At 74.0% G+C, this 25564-nt stretch carries 9 protein-coding genes; 4 read left to right on the top strand and 5 right to left on the bottom strand.

Going from position 1 to position 25564, the window contains the following annotated elements:
- Positions 1–23: 23 nt before the first annotated feature.
- From ABZX85_RS12220 to ABZX85_RS12205, 4 genes are all read right to left on the bottom strand, one after another.
- Entirely contained in the window at positions 24–2474 is a 2451-nt protein-coding gene (locus tag ABZX85_RS12220; RefSeq protein WP_355865629.1) for a glycoside hydrolase family 2 TIM barrel-domain containing protein, read from the bottom strand.
- Between the two features lie 90 nt (positions 2475–2564).
- Positions 2565–4025 carry an MFS transporter gene (locus ABZX85_RS12215; RefSeq protein WP_355865626.1) on the bottom strand — a complete coding sequence of 487 codons (1461 nt, stop codon included), beginning with the start codon at positions 4023–4025 and terminating at the stop codon, positions 2565–2567.
- A 210-nt stretch (positions 4026–4235) separates the two neighbouring features.
- A complete protein-coding gene (locus ABZX85_RS12210; protein WP_355865623.1) occupies positions 4236–5216 on the bottom strand; it encodes a LacI family DNA-binding transcriptional regulator in 981 nt (326 codons plus the stop codon).
- Positions 5217–5365: 149 nt separating this feature from the next.
- A complete protein-coding gene (locus tag ABZX85_RS12205) occupies positions 5366–7648 on the bottom strand; it encodes a glycoside hydrolase family 3 C-terminal domain-containing protein (protein WP_355865620.1) in 2283 nt (760 codons plus the stop codon).
- Positions 7649–7943: 295 nt separating this feature from the next.
- On the opposite strand from ABZX85_RS12205, the gene ABZX85_RS12200 reads away from it, so the two are divergent.
- Positions 7944–11114, top strand: coding sequence for a glycoside hydrolase N-terminal domain-containing protein (locus ABZX85_RS12200; protein ID WP_355865617.1), 3171 nt, complete (start codon positions 7944–7946; stop codon positions 11112–11114).
- An 18-nt stretch (positions 11115–11132) separates the two neighbouring features.
- Here ABZX85_RS12200 and ABZX85_RS12195 read toward each other — a convergent pair whose 3' ends face one another.
- On the bottom strand, positions 11133–12386 hold the full coding sequence (locus ABZX85_RS12195; protein ID WP_355865614.1) for a LuxR C-terminal-related transcriptional regulator: 1254 nt from the start codon (positions 12384–12386) through the stop codon (positions 11133–11135).
- Between the two features lie 309 nt (positions 12387–12695).
- Between ABZX85_RS12195 and ABZX85_RS12190 the strand changes: the two genes are divergently transcribed.
- From ABZX85_RS12190 to ABZX85_RS12180, 3 genes are all read left to right on the top strand, one after another.
- The gene (locus ABZX85_RS12190; RefSeq protein ID WP_355865611.1) at positions 12696–15011 is read left to right on the top strand and encodes a thioester reductase domain-containing protein; all 2316 of its coding nucleotides are present in this window, start codon (positions 12696–12698) and stop codon (positions 15009–15011) included.
- On the top strand, positions 15008–16105 hold the full coding sequence (locus ABZX85_RS12185) for an alpha/beta fold hydrolase (RefSeq protein WP_355865608.1): 1098 nt from the start codon (positions 15008–15010) through the stop codon (positions 16103–16105). Before ABZX85_RS12190 ends, ABZX85_RS12185 begins: the two co-directional genes overlap by 4 nt.
- Before the next feature lie 124 nt (positions 16106–16229).
- Positions 16230–25538 carry a type I polyketide synthase gene (locus tag ABZX85_RS12180; protein WP_355865602.1) on the top strand — a complete coding sequence of 3103 codons (9309 nt, stop codon included), beginning with the start codon at positions 16230–16232 and terminating at the stop codon, positions 25536–25538.
- The last annotated feature ends 26 nt before the right edge of the window (positions 25539–25564 follow it).

Raw genomic sequence — 25564 nt, 5'->3', positions numbered from 1 at the left:
CTCGGCCGGCGGCGCCGCCGGCCTCATTCGACGGTGACGACGGCCTCGGCCGGCTCGCAGTCCGGCGCGGTCGCGAGGACCCGGATCTTCCCGGGACCGGTGGGCCGGACGACGGCCAGGGCGCGGCCCTCGTAGGTGTACCGCGCGTCGGCGTCGAAGCGTTCCTCCGACGCGGGGGCGGCGCTGCCGAACCCGATCAGCTCCCCGGCGCCGGAGACCTCGACGGTGACCGGACGGTCGGCGGCGGTGTGGAGGGTGCCGGCGGCGTCGGTGAGGGTGAGGGCGATGTGGGCCAGATCGCCGCCGGTCGCCCGTACGACCGCGCGGTCGGCCTCGGCGGTCAGCCGTATCGGGCCGTGGGCCCAGGTGAGGCTGGTGCGGCCGGTCTCGACGCCGTCCCGGTAGGCGACGGCGACCAGTTCGCCGGGGACGTACACGATCTCGAACTCGGTGCGGAATCGGTGCCCGGCGCCGACCGGGCGGCGGCCGAACGAGTTGCCGTTGCCGAGGAGTTCGACCTCGTCGGCGTCGGAGTACACCTCGACGGTCACCGGCTTCCCCTCGAAGCCCGGCCACGTCCAGCTCGCGATGCTGTCGCTCCACGCCCACGGCCCGCCGATCGGGGTGAGGCCGTGGTGCTCGGGGCGCCGGACCGCGATGTACGGCTCGGCGCGCAGGCCGAACACGATCTCCCGGTAGTAGGACTGGGGCCTGCGGTGGCCGGTGATGTCGAGGTCGCCGCAGCCCGCGAGGAGGTGCGGGAAGGGGGCGGTGTGTTCGGGGCGGGGCTGCTCCGGGGTGGCGAACTGCGGGCGGCCGATGCCTACTTCGCCGAGGTAGTCCCAGCCGGTCCAGGTGAAGTCCCCGACGACGTGCCCGTGTTCGCGCACCAGCTTCCAGTTGCCGTCGATCCGGGTGGGGAAGGTCTCGGTGCCGAGGATGATCCGGTTCGGGAACAGCTCGCGGTCGAGGGCGTAGCGGGCCTCGGCGTAGTTCATGCCGGCGACGTCCAGGACGGCGAAGGACTCGGCGGTGCGCCGGGTGACCAGGTCGGAGGCGCTGACGTAGTTGATCATGTCCCCGGCGTCGGCCATCTGCGAGTTGACACCCCCGCCCTCCTCGGCGCCTTCCGCGCGCTGTCCCCGCAGAGCGGCCAGCTCGGACATCACCGCGAGGAACCCGTTGACGGCGTTGGTGACATAGCGGGTGGAGTCGAGGGAGCGGACCTTCTCGGCCAGCCTGCGCCCCCACGCGGCCCCCGTCGGGGAGCCCGCCTCGGGGATCTCGTTGCCGATCGAGTACATGATGACGCTGGGGTGGTTGTAGTCCTTGGCGACCATCGCCTCGACGTCGCGCTCCCACCACTCGGGGAAGTGCAGGCTGTAGTCGAACCCGCTCTTCGCGGACGTCCACACGTCGAAGGTCTCGTCCACCACCAGCATGCCCACGCGGTCGCAGGCGTCCAGCATGGCCCGGCTCATCGGGTGGTGGGACATCCGGATCGCGTTGAACCCGGCGTCCTTGAGCAGCTCCACCCGCCGCTCCTCGGAGCGCGCGTAGGTGGCCGCGCCGAGCGGCCCGTTGTCGTGGTGGACGCAGGCGCCCCGCAGTTTCACCGTCCGCCCGTTGATCCGCAGCCCCTGCTCGGGGTCCAGCCGAAGCGAGCGGATGCCGAACTCGACGCTGTCGCTGTCCACCGGTTCCCCCTCGGCGCCCAGCGTGACGTGACAGCCGTAGAGGCTGGGGCTGTCGACGTCCCACAGGCTCGCCTCCCGGACGTACAGCCGGGTGCGGACGACGGCGTCCTCGCCGGGCAGCACGGTGACCTGGGTGACGTCGCCCGTCACGGTGTCGCCGGAGGCGTCGCGCAGGTTGACCGTGAGGTCGAGGGTGCGCAGGGCGATCGAGTCGTTGCGCACCCGGGTGGCGACCTCGACGACCGCCCGCTCGCCCTCGACGTCGAGGGTCGTGACGCGGATGCCGTCGGGCGCGATGCGCACGAGGCCGCCCGTCAGCATCCAGACGGGCCGGTAGATCCCGGCCCCCGTGTACCAGCGGGCGTCCTGGTGGGCGCGGGCCTCGACGCGGATCTCGTTGTCCTCGCCGTAGCGCAGGAAGGGGTCGGCGTCGACGAGGAACTGGGAGTAGCCGTAGGGCCGTTGGCCGGCGTAGGCGCCGTTGATGTGGACGGTGGCGTCGCGGTAGACGCCCTCGAACTCGAACTGGACGCGCTCGCCGCGCAGTTCCTCCGGGACGGAGAACGTCTTGCGGTACTCGAAGACCCCGCCCGGGAAGTAGGCGCCCGCACCTCCCTCCATCGTCACCGCGCCGTCCGGCGCGACGCGGTCCTGGCCGATCAACGCGTCGTGCGGGAGGGTGACGGCCTCGAACGGGGCCACGGGGCCGGACAGTTCGGCGAAGGGGTTCACCTTCCGTCGGGTCTGCCAGTCGGCGTTGAAGGAGGTGCGGATCATTGCTTGCCTTGTCTGTTCGGTGGAGGCCGCGACCGGGCGGGCCGGGTGGGGCCGGAAGGGTCGGGTGAGGGCCGGGCGGGACCGGGAGGCTCAGGCGGGCTGCCCGGCCTCGGCGGTGTCGGTGCGGCGGGCCCTGGGGATGAGCGCCACCAGCAGCGTGCCGAGGCCGCAGGCGCCGGCGACCAGCAGGAACCCGTTCGCGTACCCGCCGTCGAGGTAGAACTGCGTGCCCTTCATGACGACGCCGTCCTGGGCCATGACCGTGAACACGAGCTGGCTGACGACGACTTGGATCACGCTCTGGACGAGCCACTGGGAGCCGTTGGCGAGCGCCTGCTCCTCGGGCGCCACCGACTCGATGACCATGATCGGCAGGACGGAGACGACGAGCCCCATACCGGGCCCGGAGATCAGCCCGAGCAGGACGAAGTGCCAGATCTCGGTGTGGAGTTGGGAGGCGACGACGTATCCGGTGGTGGTGAGGGCGCCGCCGACGGCGAGCAGGACGCGGGTGTCGACGCGGCGGGCGAGCCAGCCGGTGGCGACGGCGGTGCCGATCACCAGGACGCTGATCGGCGACTGCACGGCGGCGCTCTTGGTGACGGACCAGCCGAGGCCGTCGGAGACGGTCGGGATGTGCGGCATGAGCGTGAGGATCATGGTGACGGTGCCGACGGCGAAGGTCGCGCCGGCGCCGACCGAGGCGGCCAGGAAGACGGTCCACACCCGGCGCCGGCGGATCAGCGACAGGGGGAGCAGGGGGTCGGCGGCGCGGGACTCGAAGGGCAGGAACAGCAGGACGGCGAGGACGCCGAGGCCGATCCAGGTGAGGGTCTTGCCGCTGGTCCAGCCCCAGGCGGAGCCCTCGCCGATGCCGTAGACGATCGCGCTGAGGCCGCCGCCGAGCAGGAGTCCGCCGATCCAGTCCATCCGGCGCGCGGTCTCCCGCAGGGGGCTCTCGGGCACCCACAGCAGCTGGATCAGCAGGCAGACGGCGGTGGAGGCCACGATGAACCACAGGGCGCCGCGGAAGCCGTGGTGGTCGATGAGGAAGGCCGACAGGAACGGCCCGCCGAGGCCGACCAGGCCGATGCTGGCGGCGAGGACGCCGCTCGCCGTGCCGACCAGCCTGCGCGGGAAGATGTCGCGGGCCAGGGCGTAGGCGATGAACACGGTGGCCCCGTAGGCGCCGGCGATGACGCGGCCCGCGATGAGCGTCGAGTAGTCGGTGGCGAGGGCGGCGATCGTGTCGCCGAGCAGGCCGAGGGCGGTCGCGACCACCATGACGCGCTTCTTGCCGTACATCGCGGCGGCCTTCATGGCGAACGGCGTCAGGAAGGTGCCGAGCAGGGCGGAGCCCAGGGTGAACCAGGCGATCTGCGTGGTGCGGAAGTGGACGGCGACCTCGGCCTGCGAGCTGCCGGCGAGCAGACCGGCGATGGGGTTGAGCGCGACGGTCCAGAGGAGGGCGACGAGGGCGAGGAGGTGGCGGGCGGAGAAGCCCGCTCTCTCGGCCCGCTCGGCGTCGGGGGTGGTCTCGGTGGAGGACATGGGGCACCTTTCACGGCTCTGTGAAACGTTTCAGTCGTCTCTCGGCGACTTCCTGTCGGTGGGGGGTGTGGGGGTGGGTTTCCGGCGTATTGCGTTAGTGATGCGCGTCAGTGACGCGCGAAAGTAGAAAACCGCAGCACACCCGTGACGGCAAGACGCAGGGAGGTAACGAGCTGGTAACGCGATACGCCGAGGGATACGGCCCCGGGCTCAGGAGGAGGCGCGCTTGACCAGCCGCAGGCTGGCCCCCGGCCCGTCCAGCACCGGACGACGGCCGCTCAGACCCGCCGCGACGGCCTCCGCGCGGTGCTTGCCCGCCTCCTGGAGGTCGAAGTAGACCGTGGAGAGCGCGGGCGCCGCGAACCGGGCCATCGGGATGTCGTCGGCCCCCACGACCGCGAGGTCGTCCGGAGCCGCCAGCTCCATGTGCCGCATGGCGGCCAGCAGCGCGATGGCGTGCTCGTCGTTGAACGCGCACACCCCGGTGACCTCCTCGTCCAGCCACCGCCGCACCACATGCGTCAGCGGCACGACGTCCAGGTCGGCGGCGCCGAGCGCGACCGGGGCCGCGACCCCCGCGTCCGCGCACGCCTCCACGACCCCCTGGAGCCGCTCCTCGCCCATCCGCCGGAACCGCGCCGGCGAGGGCAGCAGATAGCCGATCCTGCGGTGACCCCGGCCGATCAGGTGCTCGGCCTGCATCCGGCCCAGCGGGGGCATCGCGGACAGATGGGCGTCCGTCGGCGGCAGCACGACCCGCACACCGAGCCCGTGCAGCGCCTTGACGGTCGCCTCGTCGAACCCCTCGAACCCGAGCACCGCCGAGGCGCCCACGGTCGCGCACACGTCCGGCAGCGGCCTGCCGCGCTCGGCCATCAGATGGGTGACCAGCGTCAGACCGTGGTCCGCGAGGGCGACGGTCAGCTCCTCGACGAAACGGCTGATGCTCGGGCCGATGGGCAGGTCCGGGATCGACAGCAGCACGATGTCGCTGCGCCCGGCGGCCAGCGCGCGGGCGGAGGCGTGCGGCCGGTACTGGAGCCGCTCGGCGGCGGCCAGCACCCGCTTCCTGGTCTCCTCCGGGATCGTCTGCCCCGGCCGGTTGTTGAGCACGTAGCTGACGGTGGTGCGCGAGACGCCGGCCGCCTGGGCGACATCGGCGCTGGTGATCCGTTTCGCGGGGCGTGTCATGACCCTCTGATCCGTCCGAGCCGTCGGCGCCGCGCCGCGCGTGTCCCGCCCGTCGCGCGCCGCCCGCCACCCGCCGCGGTCTCGGCGGGCACCCCGATGATACGCGCCCCGTGACGATGTCACTGACGCGCATCAGCCCTTGGGGCGGTTCAGCGGCGGCCGGTGGCACGGGTCCGCTCCATCAGCCGCTCCAGCGTCTCGTCCAGGGCGCTGCCCACCAGGCCCACCACCCGCTTCATCGGCACGTCCTGCACGGCCTGGAGCAGCTCGGGCCGGTCGTCGATCTGCGCGCCCTGCCCCTCCGGGGCGGCGGCGGTCAGCTCCTGGAGGAGGGTGGGGCCGACGACGGGGTGGGTGATCCACTCGCCGAACGTGCACTCCAGGGTCAGCTCCTGGGCGACGGCGTCCCCGGCGAGGGACACGGACGCCTCCGCGACCACCCGGGCGGCGTTCTCCCCGATCTGGACGAGGTGCTCGCCGGGCGCGACCGCCCAGCCGGCCGCCTGGACGTCGTAGTACGCGAAGGCGCGGCGGCCCAGCTCGAAGGCGACCGTCCGGGACTCGCCGGGTGCGAGGCGGACCTTGGTGAAGGCGCGCAGCTCACGCGCCGGCCGCCTCACCGGTCCGGCCTGCGTGGCGACGTAGACCTGGACGACGTGCGCGCCCGCGCGGGTGCCGGTGCTGGTGACGGTGAGCGTGGCGCGGGCGGAGTCGGGGCCGGTGCTCTCCACGGTGAGGCCGCCCGTCTCGAAGGCGGTGTAGGACAGGCCGTGCCCGAACGGGTAGCGCACGGGGGCGCCCGTCGTCCCGTACCAGCGGTAGCCCACCATGACGCCCTCCCCGTAGCGGACCTGCCCCTGCTCGCCGGGGAAGTTCACGAAGCTAGGGTTGTCCTCCAGGCGCAGCGGGACCGTCTCCGCGAGCCGGCCCGCCGGCTCGGCCTCGCCGAACAGCAGGTCGGCGATCGCGCCCCCGCCGCCCTGCCCGAGCAGGAACCCCTCCAGGATCGCGTCGACGTCGTCGTGCCAGCCCTCCAGCGAGACGATCCCGCCGTTGGACAGCACCACGACCGTCCGCGCCGCCGCCGAGGCCACGGCCCGGATCAGCTCGACCTGGACGGCGGGCAGGCACAGGGTGTCCCGGTCGAACCCCTCGGACTCCTCGCTCTCCGCGAGCCCGGCGAAGACGACGGCCACGTCCGAGGAGCGCGCCACGGCCACCGCCGCCTCCCGCAGCGCGGCGGCGTCCCCGGAGCCGTCCAGGGCGAACCCGGGCGCGAACTCGACCCGCCCGCCCCGCCCGGCGGCCAGCACCCGGATCTCGTCCAGGGCGCTGTCCAGCCGCGTCGGCCGCAGATGCGAACTCCCGCCGGCCTGGTAGCGGGGCGTCGCCGCGAACGCGCCGACCACCGCGAGCCGTTGACCGGACCCCAGCGGCAGCACACCGTTCTCGTTGCGCAGCAGGACCGCGCACTCGGCGGCCAGCTCCCGCGCCAGCCGGTGATGCGCGTCGACGTCGAACCCCTCGGACCGCTCGAACCCTTCCGGCCGCTCGACCTCCTCGGACCGCTCGACGGCGAGCCCGGTGAGCGCCAGCACCCGCCGTACGGCCGTGTCGAGCACGGACTCGTCCAGTTCGCCCGCGCGCACGGCCGCCACCACGCGCCGCGTGTTCTCGGCGGAGGGGCCCGGCATCTCCAGGTCCAGCCCCGCGAGCAGGGACGCGACGGGGTCGTGGACCGCGCCCCAGTCGGAGACCACGGCTCCGGTGAACCCCCACTCCTCGCGCAGCACCTCCGTCAGCAGCCACCGGTTCTGCGCGGCGTGCACGCCGTTGACCTTGTTGTACGCGGCCATCACCGTGGCGGGCGCGGCCTCGGTGACGATGTGCTCGAAGGCCGGCAGGTAGATCTCGCGCAGGGTGCGCTCGTCGACCTCGGCGCTCACCCGCATCCGGTCGGTCTCCTGGTTGTTGGCCGCGAAGTGCTTCAGCGAGGCGCCGACGCCCTGGTCCTGCTGGCCGCGGACGTGGGCCGCGCCGAGCCGGCCGGAGAGCAGCGGGTCCTCCGAGTAGTACTCGAAGTTCCGGCCGCACAGCGGGGACCGCTTGATGTTCACGCCGGGTCCGAGGACGACGTGCACGCCGAGCGCGCGGGCCTCGCGTCCCACCGCGGCCCCGATGCGCGCGGCGACCTCGGGGTCCCAGCTGCTGCCGACGGCCACGGCGGGCGGGAAGCAGGTCGAGGGGAGGCTCTCGTAGATGCCCATGTGGTCGAACTCGCCGACCTGGCGGCGGACGCCGTGCGGTCCGTCGGTCAGGACCACCGAGGGGAGACCGGCCTGCGGCACGGGGTGGGTGGACCAGAAGTCCTGCCCCGCCAGCAGCGCGGCTTTCTGCTCCAGGGACAGGCCGGACAGATCGATCTCGGTCATACGGGTGTCCTTCGAAATCATGACAGCGGCTACTTACGCGCGTCAGTGGCGCGCGTCCGTGGACCATAGCCGGGGAACCTGTGCCGGACAAGCACGAAGCCGCGGCCGGGTCATGAGTCGCGGGGGCACCAGACGGGGCCACTCTCGCGAATACCTCCTATGTATCTGGAGTGGTGGCGCCAAGTCCCGGCAGAGATGCGGGTGCTGAGGCATTGCAGACCTCTAGACATCCAACCTTTCTCCTGATGATGATGACGCTCACCACAGGAGCCGACCACCGCCGGGGAGATCCGCCGTGACTGACGCGTCCGCACCGCAGCGACGAAGCGTTCTCAAGCTCGGCGGTGCCCTCGCCCTGACCCCGCTCGCCGGCGGTCTCCTCGCGGAACCCGCTGCCGCCGTCGGCCGCGAGGGGCCGGCGGACTCCCGGTGGCCCGTCCTGTCGCGCAGGGCGCTGACCTACACGGTGCCCGCCGTGGACTGGGAGTCGCAGGCCCTGCCGATCGGCAACGGCAGACTCGGGGCGATGCTCTTCGCCGACCCCTTCGAGGACCGCGTCCAGTTCAACGAGCAGAGCCTGTGGGGCGGGGTCAACGACTACGACAACGCCCTCGCCGGCCGGCCGGACAGCGCGTTCGACACGAGCATGACCGGCTTCGGGTCGTACCGGAACTTCGGGGACCTCGTCGTCGCGTTCGGGACGCGCGGGGCCCGGCCGAAGGTCACGGCCCCGGGAGGCCCGTACAGCTCCTCCTCGGCGGAGGGGGTCGACAAGTCGTACGACGGCACGTCGAGCACCAAGTGGTGCATCGAGGGGCCCGGTGCGAAGGTGACGTGGCAGGTCGAGCTGCCCGCGCCCGCCGTGGTCACGTCGTACCGGCTGACCAGCGCCAACGACGTACCGGACCGCGACCCCCGGCAGTGGACGCTCTCCGGTTCCGCCGACGGCGCAACCTGGGACGTGCTCGACAGCCGGACGCTGGCGGCGCCCTTCGAGAGCCGGTTCCAGACGAAGGAGTTCACCTGCGCCGACAGCGGGTCGTACCGCTTCTACCGGTTCGACTTCGTCCCGAAGGCGGGGGTCAGTCACTTCCAGGTGAGCGAGATCGGCCTCACGGGCGTCGAACTCGGCCCCGGCGTCGGCCCGGTGTACGTGTCCTCGCCGGGCGGGCGCTCCCGGGACACGGGCGTCTCCCGTTCGGTGGACGGCGACCCCGCCACCGTCTGGCGCGTCGCCGGCGCCGCGCGGACGGTCGTCTGGCAGGCCGATCTGACCGGCGCGGCGGCCGTCACCTCGTACACCCTGACGGCGGCCCCGGACCGCCCGGGCGACGACCCCCGGCGCTGGACCCTCCAGGGCTCGCAGGACGGACAGGCGTGGGTCACGCTCGACACGCAGCGGCTCACGGCGCCCCTCGGAGGCCGGGGCGAGACCCGGACCTTCCCCGTCGCCGGCACCACGGCGTACCGCGCCTACCGGCTCACCTTCACCCCCGACGACGCGTCCACCGGCTTCCAGCTCGCCGAAGTGGCCTTGCAGGGCCGGGGGTTCGACACCCGTACGCAGCCCGTCCTCGTCGACTACCAGCGCGCCCTGGACTTCGGCGAAGGCGTCCACACCACCCGCTTCGGCGCCCCGGGACAGCGCTTTCGGCGCGAGGCGTTCGCGAGCCGCTCCGCCGACGTCCTCGTCCTGCGGTACACGTCGGAACGCGCGGGCGGACTCTCCGGGACCATCTCCCTGGCGTCCGCGCAGGACGACGCGCCGACGACCGCCGGCCCCGGCCGGCTCGGCTTCTCCGGAGTCATGGGCAACGGCCTCAAGCACGCGTGCTCGGTCCGGGCCGCGCACACCGGCGGAAGCCTCGCCGCGGAGGGCTCGGTGCTCAGGTTCACGGGCTGCACGACCCTGACCCTGCTCCTCGACGCCCGCACCGACTACAAGCTCGACGCCGCCGCCGGCTGGCGCGGCGGCGACCCCCGGCCGGCCGTCGACCGCGCGCTCGGCCGGGCGGCCGGCACGGCGTACGACAAGCTCCGCACCCGGCACACCTCAGAGGTGCACGCCCTCATGAACCGGGTCTCCGTCGACTGGGGGACCACCGAGGACGCCGTCGTCGCCCTGCCGACGGCCGCCCGGCTGGCCCGCTACGCGGCCGGCGGCGACGATCCCACCCTCGAACAGGCCATGTTCGACTACGGCCGGTACCTGCTGATCAGCTCCTCGCGCCCCGGCGGCCTGCCCGCCAACCTCCAGGGCCTGTGGAACGACAGCAACCAGCCCGCCTGGGCCTCCGACTACCACACCAACATCAACATCCAGATGAACTACTGGGGAGCCGAGACCACGAACCTGCCCGAGTGCCACGAGGCGCTCGTCGAGTTCGTCCGCCAGGTCGCCGTGCCCAGCCGGATCGCCACCCGCAACGCCTTCGGCGCGGACACCCGCGGCTGGACCGCCCGCACCAGCCAGAGCGTCTTCGGCGGCAACGCCTGGGAGTGGAACACCGTAGCAAGCGCTTGGTACGCCCAACACCTCTACGAACACTGGGCGTTCACCCAGGACCTGGAGTACCTGCGGACCGTCGCGCACCCCATGATCAAGGAGATCTGCGCGTTCTGGGAGGACCACCTCAAGGAACGCGAGGACGGACTCCTCGTCGCCCCGAACGGCTGGTCCCCCGAGCACGGGCCGCGCGAGGACGGCGTCATGTACGACCAGCAGATCATCTGGGACCTGTTCCAGAACTACCTGGACTGCGAGGCCGTGCTGAACACCGACCCCGCCCACCGGGCGAAGATCGCGGACATGCAGGCACGGCTCGCGCCGAACCGGATCGGGCGCTGGGGCCAGCTCCAGGAGTGGCAGGAGGACATCGACAGCCCCACCGACATCCACCGCCACACCTCGCACCTCTTCGCGGTCTACCCCGGCCGCCAGATCACCCCGGGGACACCGGAGTTCGCCGCCGCCGCGCTCGTCTCCCTCAAGGCGCGCTGCGGCGAGAAGGACGGCGTGCCCTTCACCGCCGCGACGGTGTCGGGCGACAGCCGCCGCTCCTGGACCTGGCCCTGGCGGGCCGCGCTCTTCGCCCGCCTCGGCGACGGGCACCGCGCCCAGATCATGCTGCGCGGACTGCTGACGTACAACACGCTGCCGAACCTGTTCTGCAACCACCCGCCCTTCCAGATGGACGGCAACTTCGGGATCTCGGGCGCCGTCGCGGAGATGCTCCTCCAGAGCCACGACGGCGTGCTCCACCTCCTGCCCGCCCTCCCCGACGGCTGGAAGGGCCGCGGCTCCTTCACCGGGCTGCGCGCCCGGGGCGGTTACGAGGTCAGCTGCGCGTGGCGCGACGGCCGGGTCACGTCCTACCGGATCGTCGCCGACCGGGCGCCGGACCGCCGGAAGGTCACCGTGCGCGTGAACGGCACTGACACGCAGGTGAGGCCGGCCAGGTCCTGACGCCGCGGGCCGGGCGGCTCAGCCGGATTCCGCGGAGGTCCGCGCGCCCCACATGTGCGCCAGCTCCACCCGGGAGGAGACGGTCAGTTTCCTGAACACCTTGCGGAGGTGGAAGGCGACCGTGTGCGGGGAGAGCGAGAGCACGCGGGCGACCTGGACGTTCGTCATGCCCTGGGCCACCAGTCTGGCGACGTCGTACTCGCCCCTCGTCAACTGGGTGAACGCGAGCCGCCGCTCCGCCGCCTCCAGCGAGGGCAGCGCCGCCTTGCCCAGGCCCCGGATCTTCGACTTCGCCCTGAGGTAGTCGTAGGTGGACCCCGCGGTGAGGTAGGCGGTCGCGGCACGGTCGTAGGCGTGGCTCGCGTCGTCGAGGCGGGCGGGGTCGGCGGAGAGGAACGTGCCGATGTCCTCCAGGGCCGACGCCCGCGCCCAGACGTCGCGGTGGGCGCGGCTCGCGTGGACCAGGTCGTCGAGGCTGTTCTCGACGAGGCCGCGCGTGTGCACGGCGGCCGTCGTCACGGTCGGGAAGCGGGGGTTGCGGTCGGCGAGTTCGGTGGCCGTGCGCAGCGTCCGGCGGGCCAGGCCGGCCTGGCCCACGCCCAAGGTGAAACGTGCCAGCCAGGGCGCGGCGCCGGGCTGCGACAGGAGGAGTTCGCGGCTCACCTGGCCGGGGCCGGTCAGCTCCGCCGACAGCCGCAGCGCGCCGTCCACGTCGTTCTTCGCCCGGTAGACCACGGCGGTGATCCAGGCGCACTGGCCGGCCGTGTGCTGGGCGCGGCCGAGCATGGCGCACTCGCCGAGCTGCGTCACGCACGCCATGGCCGCGCCGATGTCGACCCTGCGCACGTTGACCACGGCCAGCAGGGAGTGGCCGAGGTGGTGCCACAGGCGCAGGCCGCACGCGTCGGCGGTGCGCAGCGAGTCCTCGGCCAGCGCAGCCGTCCGCTCGACATCGCCCGAGGCGAGGGCCAGGTAGGCGTGGAGCATCAGGGTGAGCGGGCGGTCCCAGGTGGGCTCCGTCCGGTCCGGCCCCAGGGGCGCCTCACGGTCGAGGACGCGACGCGCCCCGGCCAGGTCGCCCAGCATGATCAAGGTGGTCGCCTCCCGTGACGCCAGCGGCATCCGGCAGCAGGACCCGGCCGGGCAGGCGACGCGCCTGGCCTCCTCGATCTCCGCGAGCGAGCCGGCGATGTCCCCACGCAGCCAGCTCGACCGGGACCGGGCGATGAGGGAACTCGCACGGCAGGAGACGTCGGACCATTCCTCTCGCACGCTCTCCAGAATTCTCGGGGACGCGGCTATGAACGACACGCTGGAATTCACCTCTGTGCTCAGGGGGGCTTTTCCGGAAACCGCGGCAGCCATGGAAAGCGCACGCAAAAGGCTCGGAAACAGCCGACAATCTCCCCCCTGCCCTCGCAGCGTACATGTGCTGGTCAACCGCCCTGCGGGGTCGACAGGAAGATGACAGGTACCGCGCGGCCCGTCGAACACCGGGAGCCCACGCTACCGGCCGGTACTACCAAGTCGTGCGGCTGTGTCCGGCGCACTCCGACGGTGAGACTGACCTCCGATGATCAGATGCGCGACGAGGACACGATGAACGAAGCAGCCGCCGGACCCGGCGCCGACCGTGCACACGAGGCCCACTCCATCGAGGGGGCCCGCCCCGCGCGGGACTCGGTCGACGGTCTGCTCTCCCGGGTCCGGCGCAAGGCCCCCGAGCCGGCCCGGCGCACCGGCGCGCCCGCCGAGCCCTGGGACGTGGACCGGCTGGCGTCGGCCATCGCCGCCACGGCCGGTGAACTCCTCGGCGGCACCCCCCTGGACGCCGACACCGACCTCTTCGACGCGGGCGCCTCGTCCGTGACCGCCGTCGAACTCGTCGCCAGGCTCGCCCGCGACCTGGACGTCCGCATCGAACTGGACAGCGTCTTCGCGGACGCCCGGCCGCGCCGGCTCGCCGGACTCTGGCTCGCCGGACAGCCCGGCGGACACGAGCCCCCGGCCCCCGTGACGCGGTCCGCCCCCCGGGAGACGGCCCCCGCCGCCGCGCTCCCCGCCGACGAGGACCTGCGTCTCGTCCTCGGCGACCTGGCCCGCGCCGACACCCTGCCCTTCGTCGACGCCCCGCCGCTGAGGGCGCCCCGCCGCGTCCTGCTGACCGGAGCCACCGGCTTCCTCGGCGGACACCTCCTACTCGACCTGCTCCGGCACAGCGACGCACACGTCGTCTGCCTCGTGCGGGCCGCCGACGAGGAGCGGGCCGAACAGCGGCTCGCCGACGCCCTCCGGAGCTTCCACCTGCCCTGGTCCGCCGAACTGCGGCGCCGCGTCACCGCGTTGCCCGGCGATCTCGGACAGCCGCGCCTCGGCCTGACCGGCGGACAATGGCGGACGCTCGCCGAGGAGACCGACGCCGTCGTCAGCGTCGGCGCGGCCGTCGACTTCCTGCGCGGCTACCCCTCCCTGCGCCGCGCCAACGTCCACGGCCCGCTCACGCTCGCCGAACTCGCCGTGACCGGACCGGTGAAACCCCTGCACCACATCTCCTCCGTCGCCGTCTTCAACGAGGTCGGCATCACCGCCATGGGCGAGGACGACCCGCTCGCCCGCGTCGACCGGCTCGTGGCCGGCTACGACAAGTCCAAGTGGGCCGCCGAGACGGCCCTGCGCCGGGCCCGCGAACACGGACTGACCGTCACGCTGCTGCGCCCCGGCGGCATCGCCGGCCACACCGAGACCGGCGCCCACAACCCGCACGACCTCAGCACCGGGTTCTCCGCCGCCTTCTCCCGCTTCCGCACCGTCCCCGCGTTCCGCGCCCTCAACGTGGCCCCCGTCGACTGGGTCAGCCGCGTCGCCGCCGCGGTCGTGTGCGACCCGGACGCGTGGGGGCAGACCTACAACCTGACCGGCCGCGCGGGCACCCTGGACGGCACCGTCCGCGAGATGCGGCTCGCCGGCATGAACGTCGACGTCCTCGGCTGGGACGACTGGCGCGCCGACTTCCGCGCCCGCATGGAAGCCGACCCGGTGCCCGAACTCGACTTCCTCGTCCGCGTGCTGGACAGCCCCACCGCGCTCAAGCTCTGCGAGGCGTCCCTGTTCGGCCCGGCCGCGACCGCCGACCGCACCGACGCCTTCGTCGCCCGGCGCGGACTCCCGCCCGCCGCCGTCTACGACGCGCCCGCCCAACTGCGCACCGTGGAACGGATGGCCGAACGCGGACTGAGCCGGCTGCCCGACCGCACCGACCCGCCCTACCTGTGGTTCTCCGAGACCATGCGCGGCACCCTCGGGCCGGCCGGCGAACCCGCCGACAGCGACGCCGAGTTCAAGCTGACGCTGTCCGTCGCGAGCATGTACCAGCTCCTGCGGGAGCGCCGCATCGACGTCCGCGACGGCACCGTGACCTGCGCCCGGCTGCACGCCGAACCGCTCACCGTCGTCGACGGCGACGTCGTGGTCCGCCCCCAGGACGGCGTCCCGTACGGCACCGGCATCCGCCATCCGCTGCTGGGCTACCGGCTGCGGCTGCGCGACACCGACGGCGGCGAGTGGTGGCTCGACGGCCGCAAGACCGCGCGGGCCCGCCGCGACCTGCTCCGGCAGGCCCGCACGCTCGCCGTCGAGATCGGCAGGCAGGGCGGACCGGCGAGCGCGTCCGGCGTCATGGTCGTCCCCGCCGACAGCTACGTACGCGAACAGATCGACGGCATCCGGGTCCGCCCCGGACTGTCCTCCCGGGAACGGCGGCTGGCCAAGGCGACCTGGCTCGCCTGGTTCGGCGCCCAGCTCGGCCAGGGGCTGGCGGAACCCCTGCTGCGGGCCGGAGCCGAACTCCTGGACCTGCGCCGCGACCGCCCCGAGCGCCTTGAGGAGCCGACCCGATGAAACCGCCGCGCACCCCCTCCCCGCGCCCCCTGCGCGCGGACCTCGACGGCGCCACGGTCGAGGACATCCCCTTCCACGCCTCCGACGGCACCCGCCTCGCCCTCGCCCGCCTCGCCCCGCACGGCGACGACAGCCGCCCCGCCGTCCTCCTGCTGCACGGCCACACCGCGTCCTCCGACATGTTCACCCTCCCCGAGACCCGCAGCCTCGCGGCCGTCCTGCTCGACGCCGGCTACGAACCCTGGCTCCTGGACTGGCGGGGCAGCCGCCGCCTGCCGTACGACGAACACGGCCCGCGCTACAGCTACGACGACGTCTCCCTGTACGACATCCCGGAGGCCGTCGCCGAGGTCCGCCGGCGTATCGGCGGGCGCCCGCTGTTCGCCGTCGCCCACTGCATCGGGGCGATGACGCTCGGGATGAGCATGGCGGCCGGACTGGTGACCGGCCTGGCCGGTGTGGTGGCCCAGGGCGTCTTCCTCACGCCGAAGCTGTACGGCCGCGCCCGCCTCCCCATGCACCTGGGCGCCGAACTGCTGCGCGGGCGGGCGAGCCACCAGGTCGTCGACATCCGGCGGGCCGGGCTGCGCTCCCGGCAGAGCCTGCTGTTCGCGCTCGCCGCACGCGGCGCCCACTGCCCCGACCCGACCTGCCAGATCCTCCACAACTCGGCCTGGGGCACCGGTGCCTCCCTCTTCGAGCACGACAACCTGCACCCGGACACCCACGACCGGCTCGCCGAACTCTTCGGCCCCGCCCCCTTCTTCACCGTCCCCCACCTGCGGCAGAACGAACTCGCCCACTCCGTCACCCGCTGGAACCAGCGCGACCGCCGCTATGCGGCCCTGCCCGAGAACGCCCTCGACCACGCGGACCGCCTCGACTGCCCCGTCCTCCTCCTGTCCGGCACCCGCAACAAGCTCTGGGCCGACTCCAACAAGCTCTGCCACGAGGTCCTGACCACCCGGCACCCCCAGCTGGACGTCCGGTACACGGAGATCCCCGGCTACGGCCACGTCGACCCCTTCATCGGCCGGGGCGCCGCGCTCGACGTGTTCGGGCACATCACCGGCTTCCTCGCCGGACACCGCTGAGCCGGACACCCCTGACCCGGCGGTCCGGCGGGTGCCACGAGCCCCGCCGGGCCGCCGAACCACCTCCCCCCACCAGCGCCGTTCGCGCGCCCACCCCCGCACGGAAACCCGAGGCCGCACCGCCATGGACGCATCGACCACCCCTGCCGAGGTCCCGGCCGGCACCACGCCGGCCCCGCCGCGCACCGCCGAGCCGATCGCCGTCGTGGGCGTCTCCTGCCGACTGCCCGGCGCCGGCGGCCCCGACGCCTACTGGCGGCTGCTCGCCGAGGGCCACGACGCGGTGGGGGAGGCCCCGGAGGACCGCTGGCCGGCCGGCACGGCGGCCGGGCACCGCAGGGGCGGGTTCATCGAGGACGTGGACGCGTTCGACGCCGAGTTCTTCGGGATGCCGCCCTACGAGGCGGCGGCGGCCGACCCGCAGCAGCGGCTGGCCCTCGAACTGGCCTGGGAGGCCCTGGAGCACGCCCGGATCGTCCCCGCCACCCTGCGCGCCACCGCCACCGGCGTGTTCGTCGGCACCACCGCCGACGACTACGCCACCCTCCACGGCCGCCTCACCCCCGAGGACTCCGGCTCCTATGCCCTCACCGGCACCCAGCGCGGCATCGTCGCCAACCGCGTCTCCTACCTGTTCGGGCTGTGCGGCCCCAGCATGACGATCGACACCGGGCAGTCCTCCTCCCTGGTCGCCGTCCACGCCGCCTGCGAGAGCCTGCGCCACGGCGGCATCGACGTCGCCCTCGCCGGCGGCGTCAACCTCAACCTCCTGCCGGAGACCACCGACACCATCGCCCGCTTCGGCGCGCTCTCCCCGGACGGCCGCTGCCACACCTTCGACAGCCGGGCCAACGGGTACGTGCGCGGCGAGGGCGGCGCGTTCGTCGTCCTCAAACCCCTGTCCAAGGCGCTCGCCGACGGCGACCCGGTGCTCAGCGTCATCCTGGGCGGCGCCGTCAACAACGACGGCGGTGGCGAGGGCCTGACCGTACCGAGCGCGATCGCCCAGGCGGACGTGGTCCGCACGGCGCTGGCCCGCGCCGGGGTACGGCCCGAGGAGGTCGGGTACGTCGAGCTGCACGGCACCGGCACCCCCGTCGGTGACCCGATCGAGGCCGCCGCGCTCGGCGCGGTCCTCGGCGCCGGCCGCAGCGGAGACAGCCGGCTGCTCGTCGGGTCCGTGAAGACGAACATCGGCCATCTGGAGGGCGCGGCGGGCATCGCGGGACTCCTGAAGGTGGTCCTCGGCATCAGCCGCCGCCGAATCCCGCCCACCCTGCACTTCGCCGCCCCGCACCCGGAGATCCCCCTCGACGAGCTGGGCCTGCGGATGGCCGTGAAGCAGCAGACGTGGCCCGGCGCCGGCCGGGACCGGCTCATCGCGGGCGTCAGCTCCTTCGGCATGGGCGGCACCAACTGCCACCTGGTGCTGGCCGAACCGCCCGCCCCCCGCGCCGAGACCCCGGCGGCCGAACCCGCCGCCGACGCCCCCTGGATTCTCACCGCCCGCTCCGCAGCCGCCCTGCGCGGACAGGCCACCGCCCTCACCGCCCACCTCGGCACGCACCCGGACCTCTCCCCGGACGCCGTGGCCGCCTCCCTCACCGGCACCCGCACCGAGTTCGCCCAACGCGCCGTACTGCTCCCGCCGGACCGCGCCGAGGCCCTCGCCGCCCTCGCCGCCGGCACCCCGCACACGCACGCCGTCACCGGGACCGCCCTCCCCGGACCCACCGCGTTCCTCTTCCCCGGCCAGGGCTCCGAATGGCCCCGGATGGCCCGCGAACTCCTCGACACCTCACCGGTGTTCGTGGCCCGCCTCGCCGACTGCGCGGACGCGCTCGCCCCGTTCACCGACTTCTCCCTCCTCGGCGTGCTGTGCGGCAACCCCGACGCGCCCGCCCTCGACCGCCTCGACGTCGTCCAGCCCGCGCTGTGGGCCGTGATGGTCTCCCTCGCCGAGGTGTGGCGCTCCCACGGCGTCGAACCCGGCCTGGTCGTCGGGCACTCGCAGGGCGAGATCGCCGCCGCGACGGTCACCGGCGCCCTCACCCTGCCGGACGCCGCCCGGGTGGTCGCGCTGCGCGCCCGTGCCGTGGCCCGCCTTGCCGGCCGGGGCGGCGGCATGATGCAGGTGGCCGCCGCGCGCGACACCGTGACCGGGTTCCTCTCCGCACACGCCCCCGACGTCTCGGTCGCCGTGGTCGCGGGACCGGCCGCCACCGTCGTCTCCGGCCCGTCGCTGTCGCTGGCCGCGCTGAGCGCCGTCCTGGAGGAGGCCGGGCACCGGACCAAGGTCCTGCCGATCGACTACGCCTCCCACTCCGCCGCCGTCGAGGAGCTGCGCGAGGAGATCCTCGACGCGCTCGCCCCGATCCGCCCCCTCACCACCCTCGTCCCGTTCGTCTCCACCGTCACCGGCGAACTCCTCGACACCGCCGCGCTGGACGCCGAGTACTGGTACCGCAACCTGCGCGAACCCGTGGAGTTCACCCGGGCCGTCGACACCGCGCTCGGCCGCTCCGTCCGCACGTTCGTCGAGTGCAGCCCCCACCCGCTGCTGCTCGACGCCGTCGAGGAGACCGCCGCGCGGTCGGGAATACGGGCCGCCGCCGTCGGCACCCTGCGCCGCGACGACGGCGGCACCCCACGCCTGCTGCGCTCGCTGGCGGAGGCGTACGTGCACGGGGTGCCGGTCCGGCGGGAGGGCCTGAGCGGTCCGGCGGCCCGCGCCGTCGACCTGCCCACCTACGCCTTCCAGCGCCGCCGCCACTGGCTGACCGGACCGGCTGCGGCGGACACCGCCGGGCCCGAGGCGAAGTCGGTACGTCAACTCCTGCGGGTCGTCGGCGACATCGTGACCGGTGCCGGCGGCGCGGGTGGTGCCGTGGAGCCCTCCCGGCCCTTCAAGGAACTCGGCCTCGACTCGCTCGGCACCCTCGAACTGCGCCGCAGGCTGAGCGCGGCGACCGGACTCACCCTCCCCGCCTCCCTCACCTACGACTTCCCCACCCCCCAGCGGCTCGCCGAGCACCTCCACGAGCGGCTGACGGCACAGGCCCGCCCCGAGCCCTCCGCGCCCCTGAGGGCGACCCCCGCCCCGGCGGACGGTGACCCCGTCGTCATCGTCGGCATGGCCTGCCGCTACCCCGGAGGCATCACCTCGCCCGAGGAGCTGTGGCGGGCCGTCGTCGACGACGTGGACGGGACCAGCGAGTTCCCGACCAACCGGGGCTGGGACCCCGAGGTGCTGTTCGCCGGTGACGGCTCCGGCACCAGCTACGTCCGCCGGGGCGGGTTCCTGCACGACGCGGACGAATTCGACGGGCCGTTCTTCGGGATCAGCCCCCGCGAGGCGCTCGCCATGGACCCGCAGCAGCGGCTCCTGCTGGAGACGTCGTGGGAGGCCATGGAGCGGGCCGGCATCGACCCGGCCGGACTGCGCGGCTCCGACACCGGCGTCTTCACCGGACTGATGGCCGGCGACTACGGGCCCCGGATGGACAAGCCCGTCGCCGGGACCGACGGACACCTCATGACGGGGTCCCAGTCGAGCGTCGCCTCCGGGCGCATCGCCTACACCTTCGGCTTCAACGGGCCCGCCCTGTCCGTCGACACCGCCTGCTCGTCGTCCCTGGTCGCCCTGCACCTCGCGGCCGAGGCCCTCAGGCGCGGCGAGTGCTCCCTCGCCCTCGCCGGAGGCGTCACGCTGATGTCGAGGCCCGGCACCTTCGTGGAGTTCAGCCGGCAGAAGGGGCTGTCGCCCGACGGCCGCTGCAAACCGTTCTCGGCCGCCGCCGACGGCACCGCGTTCGCCGAGGGCGCCGGCATGCTCGTCGTGGAGCGGCTCTCCGACGCCCGCCGCCTCGGCCACCGGGTCCTCGGCGTCGTCCGGGGCAGCGCCGTCAACCAGGACGGCGCCAGCAACGGCCTCACCGCGCCCAACGGGCCCGCCCAGGAACAGGTCATCCGGCGCACCCTGGAGGTCGCCGGGCTCGCCCCCGCCGACGTCGACGTCGTCGAGGCGCACGGCACCGGCACCCAGCTCGGCGACCCGCTGGAGGCCGCCGCGCTGATCGCCACCTACGGGCAGGACCGGCCCGCCGGACGGCCGCTGCTGATCGGCTCCGTGAAGTCCAACGTCGGCCACACCCAGGCCGCCTCGGGCGTCGCGGGCGTCATCAAGATGGTGATGGCGATGCGCCACGGCCACCTCCCCGCGATCCTCCACCTCACCGAGCCGACCCCGCACGTCGACTGGAGCGCGGGCACCGTCGTCCCCCTCACCGAGGCCCGCCCCTGGCCGGAGACGGGACGGCCGCGCCGGGCCGCCGTCTCCTCCTTCGGCATCAGCGGCACCAACGCGCACGCCGTCATCGAGGAACCGCCCGCCACCGAACCGCCCCTGCGGGACGAGCGGTCCCCGGACCGGCCGCTCGCCTGGGTGCTCAGCGCCCACACCGAGGCGTCCCTGCGCGGCCAGGCCGACCGCCTCCACACCCTCGTCACCGCCGACGAGACCCTGCGGACCGTCGACCTCGCCCACTCCCTGGCCCGCACCCGCTCCCGCTTCGACCACCGCGCGGTCGTCCTCGGCCGGGGACGCGACGGACTCCTCGCCGGACTCACCGCCCTCCGCACCGGCCAGGACACCCCGAGGACCGTCACGGGCAAGGCGCGTCCGGCCGCCCAGACCGCCTTCCTCTTCACCGGCCAGGGAGGCCAGCGCCCCGGCATGGGCCGTGAACTGTACGACGTCTTCCCGGTGTTCGCCGCCGCCTTCGACGAGGTCTGCGCCGCCCTCGACCCGCACCTCGACCGGCCGCTGCGCGAGGTGATGTGGACCGGCCCCGGCGAACCGCTGAACGAGACGCGGTACACCCAGCCCGCCCTGTTCGCCCACCAGGTGGCCGCCTTCCGGCTGCTCGCCTCCCTGGGCGTCGTCCCGGACGAGGTCGCCGGACACTCCGTCGGCGAGATCGCCGCCGCGTACGTGTCGGGCGTGTGGGACCTGCCCGACGCCGCCCGCATGATCACCGCACGGGGCCGGCTGATGCAGGCGCTGGAGGCACGCGGCGTCATGGTCGCCGTGAGCGCCTCCCACGAGGAAGTACTGCCGACCCTGGCCGGAAAGGAGCACCTGGTCGGCCTCGGCGCCGTCAACGGGCCGGACAGCGTGGTGATCTCGGGCGACGAGGACACCTGCCTCGCCCTCGCCGCGCACTGGGCCGGACAGGGCCGGCGCACCAAGCGCCTCACGGTCTCGCACGCCTTCCACTCGCCGCTCATGGAGCCGATGCTCGCGGACTTCGAGACGGTCCTCGGCGGACTCACCTTCCACGAACCCGAACTCCCGCACGTCAACGACCTCGTGGGCACCGACGTGACCGCCGACTGGGGGCAGCCGGCCTACTGGCTGGAGCAGATCCGGCGCCCCGTCATGTTCCGCTCGGTCGTCGGCGAACTGGAGTCCCGAGGCGTCACCGCCTACCTGGAGGTCGGCCCGCGCGCCGTGCTCGCCGCCATGACCCAGGACTGCCTGACCCGCGACGGCGCCACCGTCACCGCCCTCCACCACCGCGACCGCGACGAGACCGACGCCCTCCTCGGCGCGCTCGCCGGGGCGTTCACCGCGGGCGTCCCCGTCGACTGGGCGGCCCTCGCCGACGGCGGCGTCCGCGTCGACCTGCCCACCTACGCCTTCGACAAGCGGCGCAGCTGGGTCACCGACCAGCAGACCGCCGACGTCACCTCCGCCGGACTGCGCTCCGCCGCCCACCCCATGCTGCGCGCCCTGCTCGACCTCGCCGACGGAGACGGCGCCGTGGCCACCGGACGCCTCTCCCTCACCGACCTGCCATGGCTCGCCGACCACCGCATGGGCGGCCGGCTCATCGTCCCCGGCACGGCCGTCCTCGACCTCGTCCTGGACATCGCCGAACAGACCGGCTGCGCCCGCGTCGACGAGCTGATGTTCGAGGCCCCCCTCGTGCTCCCAGAGGAAGGCGACCTGCACGTCCAGATCGTCGTCGGCGGCCCGGACGGCGACGACGGCACACGGAGCGTACGGGTGTACTCCCGCACCGCCGAGGACCGGCACTGGACCCGCAACGCCACCGCCACCGTCTCCCCGGACACCACCCCGGCCACCGCCTGCGACTGGGCGTCCGCCTGGCCGCCGGCCCACGCCACCCCCGTCGACTTCGACGCCGCCTACGACCGGCTCGCCGAGACCGGCTACGACTACGGCCCCGCCTTCCGCGCCGTCCGCCGGGTGTGGCGGGACGGCGAGACGATCCTCGCGGAGATCGCCCTCGCCGACGGCATCGGCGTCGAGGGCCACGGCGTCCACCCGATCCTCCTCGACGCGGCCCTCCACCCGTACGTCATCGGCTCGGACTCCGCCGAACTGCGGCTGCCGTTCGCCTTCCAGGGCGTCACCCTGGCCGCGACCGGCGCGACCGCCCTGCGGGTCCGCCTGACCCCCGACGGGCCGGACGGACTCGCGATCGAGGCGGCGGACGGCTCCGGCCGGCCGGTCCTGGCCGCGCAGCAGCTCCGCGTCCGCGCGGTCCCCGCCGGCTTCGCGACCGCCGCCCCGGACACCTCCTCGCGGCTGTACCGCGTCGGGTGGGAGAAGGTCCCCGCACCCCGCCCCGACACCGCCGGCTGGGCGGCGCTCGGCACCCCGGTCCCCGGCCTCCCCGGCTACGCGGACCTGGACGAGCTGACGGCCGCCGCCACCCGCCTCGACCAGGTCGTCGTGCGCTGCGGCGACGGCTCCCCGCACGAGACCACCCACGCCGTGCTCGCGCTGCTCCAGCGCTGGCTCACCGAGGAGCGGCTCGCGGACACCCGGCTCGCGCTGGTGACCCGGGGCGCGGTGGCGACCGGCCCGGAGAGCGGTCCGCCGGACCCCGCCCAGGCCGCCGTCTGGGGTCTGGTGCGCACCGCGCAGTCCGAGAACCCCGACCGGTTCGTGCTGGTGGACCTCGACGGCGCCGGGAACGACGAAGGACTCCTCGGCGCGGTGGCCACCGGCGAACCGCAGCTGGCGCTGCGCGACGGCGTCCCCCGGGTGCCCCGCCTCACCCGCGACCCCGGCCCGGCCGTACTGTCGCAGCCGGCGGCCACCGCGTGGCGGCTGGAGGCGACCGGCACGGGCTCGCTGGACGGGCTCGCGCTCGTACCCCACGAGGACGCCGAACGCCCGCTCGGAGCGGGCGAGGTCCGCGTCGCCGTGCGCGCGGCCGGGCTGAACTTCCGCGACGTGATGATCACCCTCGGCCGTATGGAGCACGACGCCGGCCTCGGCTGGGAACTGTCTGGTGAGGTACTGGAGTTGGGGCCGGACGTCCCCGGGCTCGCCGTCGGTGACCGGGTCGCCGGCGCCGTCCCCGGCAACGCCTTCGCGCCGCTCGCCGTCGTCGACCACCGGGACCTGGCCCGCGTTCCTGAGGGCTGGTCGTACGTCCGGGCGGCGTCGGTGCCGTTGGCGTATCTGACGGCGTACTACGCGCTCGTGGACCTGGCGGACCTGAAGGCCGGGGAGTCGGTGTTGATCCACGCCGCCGCCGGTGGGGTGGGGATGGCGGCCGTGCAGGTCGCGAGGCATCTCGGCGCCGAGGTGTTCGGGACGGCGAGCGCCGGGAAGTGGGGGACGCTGCGGGGGCAGGGGCTGGACGAGGAGCACATCGCCTCCTCCCGGCACCTCGACTTCGAGCAGCAGATCCTCAAGGTGACGGACGGACGCGGCGTGGACGTCGTGCTGGACTCGCTGTCCGGTGAGTTCGTGGACGCCTCGCTGCGGACGCTGGCCGACGGGGGCCGGTTCGTCGAGATGGGCAAGACCGACATCCGGGACGCCGGGCAGGTCGCCGCCGACCATCCCGGGGTCCGCTACCAGGCGTTCGACCTGCACGACGCCGGACCCGAACGCCGGGGCGAGATCCTCGCCGAGGTGCTGCGGCTGTTCGGCGAGGGGGTGCTGACCCCGCTGCCGGTGACCACCTGGGACGTCCGGCAGGCCCCGGAGGCCCTGCGGTACCTGAGCCAGGCACGGCACGTCGGCAAGGTGGTGCTGACGACGCCCCGAGAGCCGCACCCCGAGGGGACGGTCCTGATCACGGGCGCCACCGGCACGCTCGGCCGGCTCGTCGCCCGGCACCTGGTGGCCGAGCACGGGGTACGGCACCTGCTGCTCGTCGGCCGGCGGGGCGCCGCCGCCGAGGGCATGCCCGAACTCGCCGCCGAACTGGAGGAGTCGGGGGCCACCGTCACCGTCGCCGCGTGCGACGTCGCCGACCGGGACGCCGTCGCCGGCCTCCTCGCGCGGATACCGGCGGAGCACCCGCTGACCGGCGTCATGCACGCGGCCGGAGTCCTCAGCGACGGCGTCCTCGGACAGCTCACCCCGGAGCGCGTGGACACGGTGCTGCGGCCCAAGACCGACGCCGCGCTAGTCCTGGACGAGCTGACCCGGGACCTGGACCTCGCCCGGTTCGTGCTGTTCTCCTCGATCTCCGGAGTCATCGGCAACGCGGGACAGGGCAACTACGCCGCCGCCAACGCCGCGCTCGACGCCCTCGCCGTGCGCCGCGCCCGGCACGGACACGCCGCCGTGTCGGTGGCCTGGGGCCTGTGGGCGCCCGAGTCCGCCATGACCGCCTCCCTCACCGACGCCGACAAGGCCCGCCTCGCCGGCAGCGGCACCCCCGCGCTCGCCGTGGACGAGGGGCTCGCCCTCCTGGACGCGGCACTGCGCGGCCCCGAACCCGCCGTCGTCGCCTCGGAGTGGAACCTGACGGCCCTGCGCGACCGCGCCGCCTCGGGCGCCGACCTTCCGGCACCCCTGCGCGGACTCGCCGGGACACGCAGGCGCGCGGCGAGCCCGGCCACCACCGCGCACACGGGCACCGGCACCGGACCCGGTCTCGCGGAGCGTCTCGCCGGACTGCCCGAGGAGGCCGCCCGGCAGACGGTCACCGACCTCGTGCGCGGCCACGTCTCCGGCGCCCTCGGCTACGACGCGGACGCCGCCGTCGACACCGACCGCGCCTTCACCGAACTCGGGTTCGACTCCCTCACCTCGGTGGAACTGCGCAACCGCCTGTCCACCGCGACCGGCCTGCGCCTGCCGACCACGGTCGTCTTCGACCACCCCACGGTCACCGCCATGTCCGGCCACATCCTCGGCAAACTGCGGGCCGAGGCCCCGGCCGGAGCCCCCGCCGAGGCGTCCCTGGACGACGTGGAACGCGTCCTGCGCAGCGCCGCCGGCCACGCCGACGCCCACGACGGCCTCGTACGGATTCTGCGCCGGACGCTCGCCGGACTGGACGGCGCTGCGGCCGAGGCGAGCGCCGACGCCGGTGACGAGGACGGGTTCGCGTCGGACGAGGAGCTGTTCGCGTTCCTCGACCAGCGGCCCTGAGCCGCGCGCCTCTGCTCGAACCTCTC

This window comes from Streptomyces sp. NPDC004539 (genome assembly GCF_040610055.1).
Lineage (GTDB): Bacteria > Actinomycetota > Actinomycetes > Streptomycetales > Streptomycetaceae > Streptomyces.
The sequence above is the reverse complement of the archived record's forward strand: the minus strand, read 5'-3'. Positions and strand labels throughout refer to the sequence as shown.

Coding starts and splice junctions, on each gene's coding strand:
- ABZX85_RS12220 (WP_355865629.1), bottom strand. CDS start 2,474: ATGATCCGCACCTCCTTCAACGCCGACTGGCAGACCCGACGGAAGGTG.
- ABZX85_RS12215 (WP_355865626.1), bottom strand. CDS start 4,025: ATGTCCTCCACCGAGACCACCCCCGACGCCGAGCGGGCCGAGAGAGCG.
- ABZX85_RS12210 (WP_355865623.1), bottom strand. CDS start 5,216: ATGACACGCCCCGCGAAACGGATCACCAGCGCCGATGTCGCCCAGGCG.
- ABZX85_RS12205 (WP_355865620.1), bottom strand. CDS start 7,648: ATGACCGAGATCGATCTGTCCGGCCTGTCCCTGGAGCAGAAAGCCGCG.
- ABZX85_RS12190 (WP_355865611.1), top strand. CDS start 12,696: ATGCGCGACGAGGACACGATGAACGAAGCAGCCGCCGGACCCGGCGCC.
- ABZX85_RS12185 (WP_355865608.1), top strand. CDS start 15,008: ATGAAACCGCCGCGCACCCCCTCCCCGCGCCCCCTGCGCGCGGACCTC.
- ABZX85_RS12180 (WP_355865602.1), top strand. CDS start 16,230: ATGGACGCATCGACCACCCCTGCCGAGGTCCCGGCCGGCACCACGCCG.